The 7,046-nt window shown below is 65.9% G+C and carries 6 protein-coding genes and 1 pseudogene; 2 read left to right on the top strand and 5 right to left on the bottom strand.

The genetic code is table 11. The features are described 5' to 3' along the window. From I5M_RS18125 to I5M_RS18110, 4 genes are all read right to left on the bottom strand, one after another. The coding region (locus I5M_RS18125; RefSeq protein WP_031336917.1) for a DUF2171 domain-containing protein at positions 1–219 on the bottom strand (219 nt) is incomplete at its 3' end. A gap of 225 nt (positions 220–444) precedes the next feature. Then, complete coding sequence (locus I5M_RS18120; RefSeq protein WP_022722693.1) at positions 445–2,565, bottom strand: sodium-translocating pyrophosphatase; 2,121 nt, start codon at positions 2,563–2,565, stop codon at positions 445–447. Positions 2,566–2,803: 238 nt separating this feature from the next. Then, positions 2,804–3,775 carry a thiamine-phosphate kinase gene (gene thiL / locus I5M_RS18115; protein ID WP_031336914.1) on the bottom strand — a complete coding sequence of 324 codons (972 nt, stop codon included), beginning with the start codon at positions 3,773–3,775 and terminating at the stop codon, positions 2,804–2,806. 117 nt (positions 3,776–3,892) lie between these two features. Beyond that, the gene (locus I5M_RS18110) at positions 3,893–4,636 is read right to left on the bottom strand and encodes a hypothetical protein (protein WP_022722691.1); all 744 of its coding nucleotides are present in this window, start codon (positions 4,634–4,636) and stop codon (positions 3,893–3,895) included. A gap of 181 nt (positions 4,637–4,817) precedes the next feature. On the opposite strand from I5M_RS18110, the gene I5M_RS18105 reads away from it, so the two are divergent. Together I5M_RS18105 and I5M_RS18100 are read left to right on the top strand one after the other, a co-directional pair. Next, positions 4,818–5,249 (top strand): hypothetical protein, encoded by a 432-nt coding sequence (locus I5M_RS18105; protein WP_022722690.1) that lies wholly within the window; start codon positions 4,818–4,820, stop codon positions 5,247–5,249. 18 nt (positions 5,250–5,267) lie between these two features. Next, positions 5,268–6,608 carry a radical SAM/SPASM domain-containing protein gene (locus tag I5M_RS18100; protein WP_022722689.1) on the top strand — a complete coding sequence of 447 codons (1,341 nt, stop codon included), beginning with the start codon at positions 5,268–5,270 and terminating at the stop codon, positions 6,606–6,608. Here the strand turns inward: I5M_RS18100 and nusB are convergent. Beyond that, positions 6,598–7,046 (bottom strand): annotated as a pseudogene (nusB, locus tag I5M_RS30055) (transcription antitermination factor NusB); the annotation flags it as partial. The gene I5M_RS18100 and the pseudogene nusB overlap by 11 nt on opposite strands.

Raw genomic sequence — 7,046 nt, 5'->3', positions numbered from 1 at the left:
CGCGACGTTGGCATTGGCCGACAGCCGCACCTTGCTGCCTTCGACCTCGGCGACGAGGCCGCCGTCGATGAAGTGGTGATGACCCTTGTGGCTGCCCTCGCCGCTGTCCTTCTTGGTCAACTTGATGCGGCTGCCTTCGACCTTGTCGACGGTGCCGACATGCACGCCGTCTGCGCCGATGACTTCCATGTGTTCTTTGATTCCGCTCACGCCGCTCATCGCTCTGGTCCTCTCGTCGGTTGGGACCGGTTAACGCGCCGGGTTCCAAGAGGTTCAATCGAGCCGAATAGGCTGTAGCCCGGATGGAGCGAAGCGAAATCCGGGGGCCACAAAACGGCGCTGTCCCGGATTACGCTTCGCTTCATCCGGGCTACCGATCCCAACAATCAAAAACCCCGCGGCTCGCGCCGCGGGGCTTTGTTTCGATCCAACCTCGCCTGCCGCTCAGTGCGCCAGGATGGCCAGCAGCAGCAGCGCCACGATGTTGGTGATCTTGATCATCGGGTTCACGGCGGGGCCCGCAGTGTCCTTGTAGGGGTCGCCGACGGTGTCGCCGGTCACTGCGGCCTTATGGGCGTCGGAGCCCTTGCCGCCGAAGTGGCCGTCCTCGATGTACTTCTTGGCGTTGTCCCAGGCGCCGCCGCCCGACGTCATCGAGATCGCCACGAACAGGCCGGTGACGATGACGCCGAGCAGCATCGCGCCGACCGCCGAGAACGCCGCCGACTTGCCGGCCGCGCCGCCGCCCGCGATGAAGTAGATCGCGAAGTAGACGACGATCGGCGACAGCACCGGCAAGAGCGACGGGATGATCATTTCCTTGATGGCCGCGCGGGTCAGAAGGTCGACCGCCTTGCCGTAGTCCGGCTTGTCGGTACCCTGCATGATGCCCGGCTTCTCGCGGAACTGACGACGCACTTCCTCGACGATCGCGCCGGCGGCGCGGCCGACGGCGGTCATGCCCATCGCGCCGAACAGATACGGCAGCAGGCCGCCGAACAACAGGCCGACCACCACATAGGGATTGGTCAGCGAGAAGTCCGGCTTGACGTCGATGAAGTACGGCGACTTCTGGGCGACGAAGTACTGCAGGTCTTCATTGTAGGCCGCGAACAGCACCAGCGCGCCGAGACCGGCGGAGCCGATCGCGTAGCCCTTGGTGACCGCCTTGGTGGTGTTGCCGACGGCGTCGAGCGCGTCGGTCGACTTGCGCACTTCCTTCGGCAGGCCGGCCATTTCGGCGATGCCGCCGGCGTTGTCGGTGACCGGGCCGAACGCGTCCAGCGCCACGATCATGCCGGCGAGCGACAGCATTGTGGTGGTGGCGATGGCGATGCCGAACAGGCCGGCGAGGCTGTAGGTCACCAGGATGCCGGCGATGATGACGAGCGCCGGCAAAGCGGTGGCTTCCATCGAGATGGCGAGGCCCTGGATGACGTTGGTGCCGTGACCGGTCACGGAGGCCTGGGCGATCGACTTCACCGGGCGATAGTCGGTGCCGGTGTAGTACTCGGTGATCCAGATGATCAGGCCGGTGACGGCGAGGCCGACGATGCCGCACAGGAACAGCGACATGCCGGAATAAGCCACCCCCGGCAGCTTGCCGAAGCCGATCAGGCCGAAGATCACCGCGCCGACGCCGACCAGCGACAGCACGCCGGTGGCGATCAGGCCCTTGTACAGGGCACCCATGATCGACTGCGAGGCGCCGAGCTTGACGAAGAAGGTGCCGATGATCGAGGTGATGATGCAGATGCCGCCGATGGCGAGCGGCAGCGTCATGATGCTCTGCAGCTCGGCCTTGCCGGCGGTGCCGAAGAAGATCGCCGCCAGTACCATGGTGGCGACCGCAGTCACCGCATAGGTCTCGAACAAATCGGCCGCCATGCCGGCGCAGTCACCGACGTTGTCGCCGACGTTGTCGGCGATCGTCGCCGGGTTGCGCGGATCGTCTTCCGGAATGCCGGCTTCGACCTTGCCGACGAGGTCGCCGCCGACGTCCGCCCCCTTGGTGAAGATGCCGCCGCCGAGACGAGCGAAGATCGAAATCAGCGAGGCACCGAAGCCGAGCGCGACCAGCGCGTCGACGACGGTGCGGCTGTTGGCGGCGAGACCCGCGAAGTGGATCAGGTAGATGAAGTACAAGGTGACGCCGAGCAGCGCGAGACCGGCGACCAGGAGGCCGGTGATCGCGCCGGCCTTGAAGGCGAGCTCGAGGCCGCCGGCCAGCGAGGTGGTCGCCGCCTGGGCGGTGCGGACGTTGGCGCGGACCGACACGTTCATGCCGATGAAGCCGGCCGCGCCGGACAGGATCGCGCCGATCGCGAAACCGATCGCCACCAGGATGCCGAGGAAGTACGCGAGCAGCGCGAAGATCACCACGCCGACGATGGCGATGGTCATGTACTGGCGCTTCAGATAGGCCTGCGCGCCTTCACGCACCGCGGCGGCAATCTCCTGCATCCGCGCGTTGCCCTGGTCGGCGGCGAGCACCGACGAGGTCGCCCAGATGGCGTATACGATCGAAAGCGCTCCGCAGAGCACGATCACCCATAAAGCTGTCATTCCTGATGCCTCGGTCCCGAGTTTCACCCCCGTGCCTGCGTCGCGGGAGCGATGCGGGCGCGCAACAAGATGGCGTGCCCTCTTCCCGGGGCAGCCTCAAATCGTGGCGGACCTTGCCAAAATCAGATGTGCTCCGCAATCGCTGCGAACGGAGGAGATCGGGGTTTCGCGCAGTCTTTCGGATGAGCTTCTAACAACTGATCGGCCGAACTACCGGCGGCCAAAGCACGGCTAGTGCTTAGAAATGGCTAAAGGAAAGGCTTGTTAGCGAGAGCGTGCGACCGCTCGCGTCGCGCCACTGCGGTGCAGCAGTTCCGGTTTGTGCGGTGCCGATGACAGTTACCCGCACACCACTCCGCTGCGCCGCAGCAAGGAACGAGTCGAGCCCTTGTTGTGCAACGCCGCAAAGAAGTTCGTAGTCGTCGCCTCCGCTGACGATGCGCTGCAAGTTCGTTGCGCCGGCACCCAGCATCGCTTGCGCCGCGGCAGACAACGGAACTGCGTTGGCATCCAGTGTCGCCGTCACGCCGGACGCCGCGCACATCTTGGCGAGATCGCCGGCGAGGCCGTCCGACACGTCCATCCCGGCACCGGCGTGATCGCGGAGTACCGATGCGAGTGCCTGCCGCGGCTGCGGCTCGCGGTAGCGGCCGACGAGGTAATCGCGATCCGCCGCGTTGGCCGCCCTCGCCCGCCCCTGCAACAGATCGAGTCCGAGCGCCGCATCGCCGATGGTGCCGCTGACGACGATCGCATCGCCGGGCTGTAGCGCGTCACGGCGAACCATGCGTCCGGGCGGCACCCGGCCCAGCGCGGTGACCGAGATCATCATCGGCCCAGGCGTCGACACGGTATCACCACCAAGCAGCGGACATTGGTAGTTGGCCGCATCCTCGCCGAGCGCTCGCGCGAACGGAGCGAGAAAACTCTCATCAGCAGCACGCAGCGCCAGCGTCAGCAGGAAGCCGACCGGCTCGGCGCCCTTAGCGGCGAGGTCCGAGAGGTTCACCCGCAACGCCTTGCGGGCAATCGCTTCGGGCGGATCGTCCGGCAGATAATGCACGCCCTCGACAATGGCGTCGGTCGTCAGAACGAGGTCATTACCGGAGGCAGCCAGCACCGCCGCATCGTCGACCAGTCCCCGTGCGCCCGGATCGGTCGCCAGCGGCTTGAAGTAACGGGCGATCAGATCGTCTTCACCGGAGGGCATGGTCATCGCGTCTCTTGGTCGCTGCATGAGCGCGCCAAATTGAAAGTGGCACTCACTGAAAGGCCAGAACACGATCCAACGCAAGCCGCTCTGTTAGCCGATCGCTTGCCGCGAACGTCACTCCGCTTGCAACAAGGTGGCGTCCTCGACCGGACCAATTGCCCGTCGGACGAACTCGACGATGGCGATGCCTTGTCTGTCGGCCATCTCCGATGCCGTGGTGCCGGTGCGTTCATCCTTCCAGACTGTCCACTCCGCCAGCAGTCCCGGCAGGGCCTCAATTCTGGCATCGCAGAATTTGGCATCGACATCGCAGTGAATCTCAGCAGCGACGGGACGGATCCCGTCTTTACGCCGATCTGCGGCCTGCTCCGCGGCAGGAGTAGCTTCCTCGCGAAGGGTGCCGTCCCGCAGACGGATCGACGACGGCAATCGGCCGAGAATGCCCTTGGTCTGACCGCTACAGACCGCCTTCGACCATTGTCGTGTCAGCAGCGAGCAAATGTCGGGTGTGGAACTCTGCTCGACAATGTTGCGATATCGAACGATCGAAACGTCCAACCTCCGCACCAGCTTAGGCTTGGCAGGGTCTCCCGCGTCTTGAAGGTGTTCTTTGGAAGATTTCAGCCGATGCGGCTCGAGGCATTCGACGCAGTGAAACGAACTCAGCGCCACCACCGGCATGATCAGATGCTGCCCGCGGATCATGAAGTGAGCGTCCGACGCAAGAAAACTCACATCTGGCGGCGTTGGCGCTTCCGGCGGGGCGAGAGCGAAGTAGAGCGACGTAACCGCTCCAATCGCAAAGACCGACACAAGGCCGAAAATCAGAAGCGGTACACAGCCTAGGACAGCTATCATGACCCAAATTCCGCAGGCACTCGAGCCTTGAACTCCAAGGTGTTGGGAATTTGTCTGCCGACCGGTTTGGATCGGCCGCGTCCATAGCGCCCGCGCCGCGCAATGGTCAATTGATCCCAATCATTGCCACAACAACTGATTGCGGCGGATGCTTCGAACTTGATCACTTGGGGAGGGGATCATGGCCAAGTTGCGTGTGAATCTCGTGAGTGCGAGTTCGATCAATCCGGCCGACATCGCCAAAGTGTTCGACGTCCTCAAGACGATGGACGTCGACGTCGCCGAACTCTCGGTGAGGTCGGCATCGCGCGACGTGTCCAACCCGGGAGGCAGCTGCCCGCATCAGTGTCATCCATTCTCGCAGGGCCACTGCACTTCGGTGACCTGTCCGCATCACTCCAGCGCCTGCGGCGGCGAAGCCTGCGCGCCCAACACCTGCCGGGGCCACGGCTGCGACAGCGTCTCGTGCATGCCGGTCGACTGCGACGACTATCACAACTGGAACCACAAGTCCGCGGTCGTGACCAATCTCGGCGAGGCCCTCGCCAAGCTGCCGCGGGAGGCCTGGTCGCAGATTCGGCTTTCGATCGACGGCGACGTCCCCGGCGACTAGGCCGCCGCGGAGGCGACGATGAAAGTCTCGGCGTACAATCACGTGGCGACGTCGTTCGTCGCGGGGCGCTATCTGGCGTTCAACGCACTCAGCGGCACGCTGCTGAGGCTCGACGACGCTGAACTCGCCGACTACGACGCGCTTCTGGCGTCGATCGGCGCCGACGGGCGGCCGCCGCCGGTGCTGAGCGATGTCCAGCGGGCGATGATCGACGCGGGCTTCGCGATCGACGACGCGTGCGACGAACCGGCCGAGCTGCGCCGGCGCTACGATCAGCGAGACACGCAGCCGCGCGGGCTCGGCCTGACGATCGCGCCGACGCTGACCTGCAATCTGGCCTGCAGCTATTGCTTCCAGACGCATTCGTCGCGGCGGATGTCGGCGGACGACGCCGACGACGTGTACAAATTCGCGCAGGCCCGGCTGGTGCCGGACAGCTCGCTCGACGTCACCTGGTTCGGCGGCGAGCCGCTCGCCGCGTTGGACGTCATCGAGGCGCTGGCGCCGCGGCTGCAGGCGCTGGCGCGCGACCGCAACTGCGCGTTCAAGCATTCGATGATCACCAACGGCGTCCTGCTCACCGCCGAGCGCGCCGCGTTCCTGGCGTCGGTCGAGCAATTCGAGCACGCCCAGATCACGCTGGACGGGCCGCGCGACACTCACGACCGCCGCCGCCCGACGCTCTCCGGCCACGGCACCTACGATCGCATCGTCGCCAACCTCGTCGAGGCGGTCCGCCATATCTCCGTGGTGGTTCGCATCAATGTCGACCGCAGCAACGCCGGGCAGCTCGAGCCGCTGCTGGACGCCCTCCTCGAAGCGCTGCCGCGCGACCGCATCAACCTCTATCTCGGCCATGTCTGGAACTACACGGCGGAGGTCGGCTGCACCGACCTGCTCAGTCACCGTGAATTCGCCGCGGTCGATGCCCAGTTCAAGTTCGTGAAGCTGCGCAAGGGACTGGGCTCCGGCGCGGTGCTGCCCCGGCCGCGCCGCGGATCGATCTGTTCGGCCGACAGCGCCGACAGTTTCGTGCTCGGTCCGGGCGGCGCCGCGTTCGAGTGCTGGAACGAGGTGCACGGCGACCCGCAGTCCGCATGCGGCTGGTACGGTGCGCACACGGCGCCGCGGCCGGCCGCGGCGCCGAGGTTCAAGACGCGGACCGCGTTGTCCGCTGCGGCTTGTGCGAGTTGCGGCGTCGCGCCGCTGTGCCTGGGCGGCTGCCCGTGGGAGGCCGCGAAGCCGGTCGGCGCGACACCGGGCCATTGCATTCCGGCGCGCTACAATCTCGCCGACGAATTGCGGCTCTACGATCTCGAGCAGACGCTCGCGCGCGCCGGGCCGGACGCTAACGGGTGAACTCGTCGCCGCGGAACTGCCGCGCGATCTGATCCAGCACGGCGTTGACCATGCCGGTCTCCTCCGGCTCGACGAAGGCGTGGGCGACGTCGACATATTCGGAGACGACGACGCGCGCCGGGATGTCCTTGCGGTGTTCGAGCTCGTAGGCGCCGGCGCGCATGATGGCGCGCAGGATCGCGGTGATCCGCGCCAGCGGCCAGCCTTTGGTCAGCGCGTCGTCGATCAAGGGGTCGAGCGTCTTCTGGTCGCGTACCACGCCCGACACCACGTCGCGGAAGAAGGCGGCCTCGGCCGGCAGATACTGCTCGCCCTCGACCTCGTTGCCGATCCAGAAGCTCTCGAATTCGGCGAAGGTGTCGTTGATGCCGGTGCCGCCGACGTCCATCTGATACAGCGCCTTGCACGGCGGCGAGCCGCGCCCGCGCGCGGCGGTTG

The organism is Rhodopseudomonas sp. B29, assembly GCF_000333455.1.
Taxonomy (GTDB): domain Bacteria; phylum Pseudomonadota; class Alphaproteobacteria; order Rhizobiales; family Xanthobacteraceae; genus Rhodopseudomonas.
Note: the sequence above shows the minus strand (reverse complement) of the source record. Positions and strands in the feature narration are given on the sequence as shown.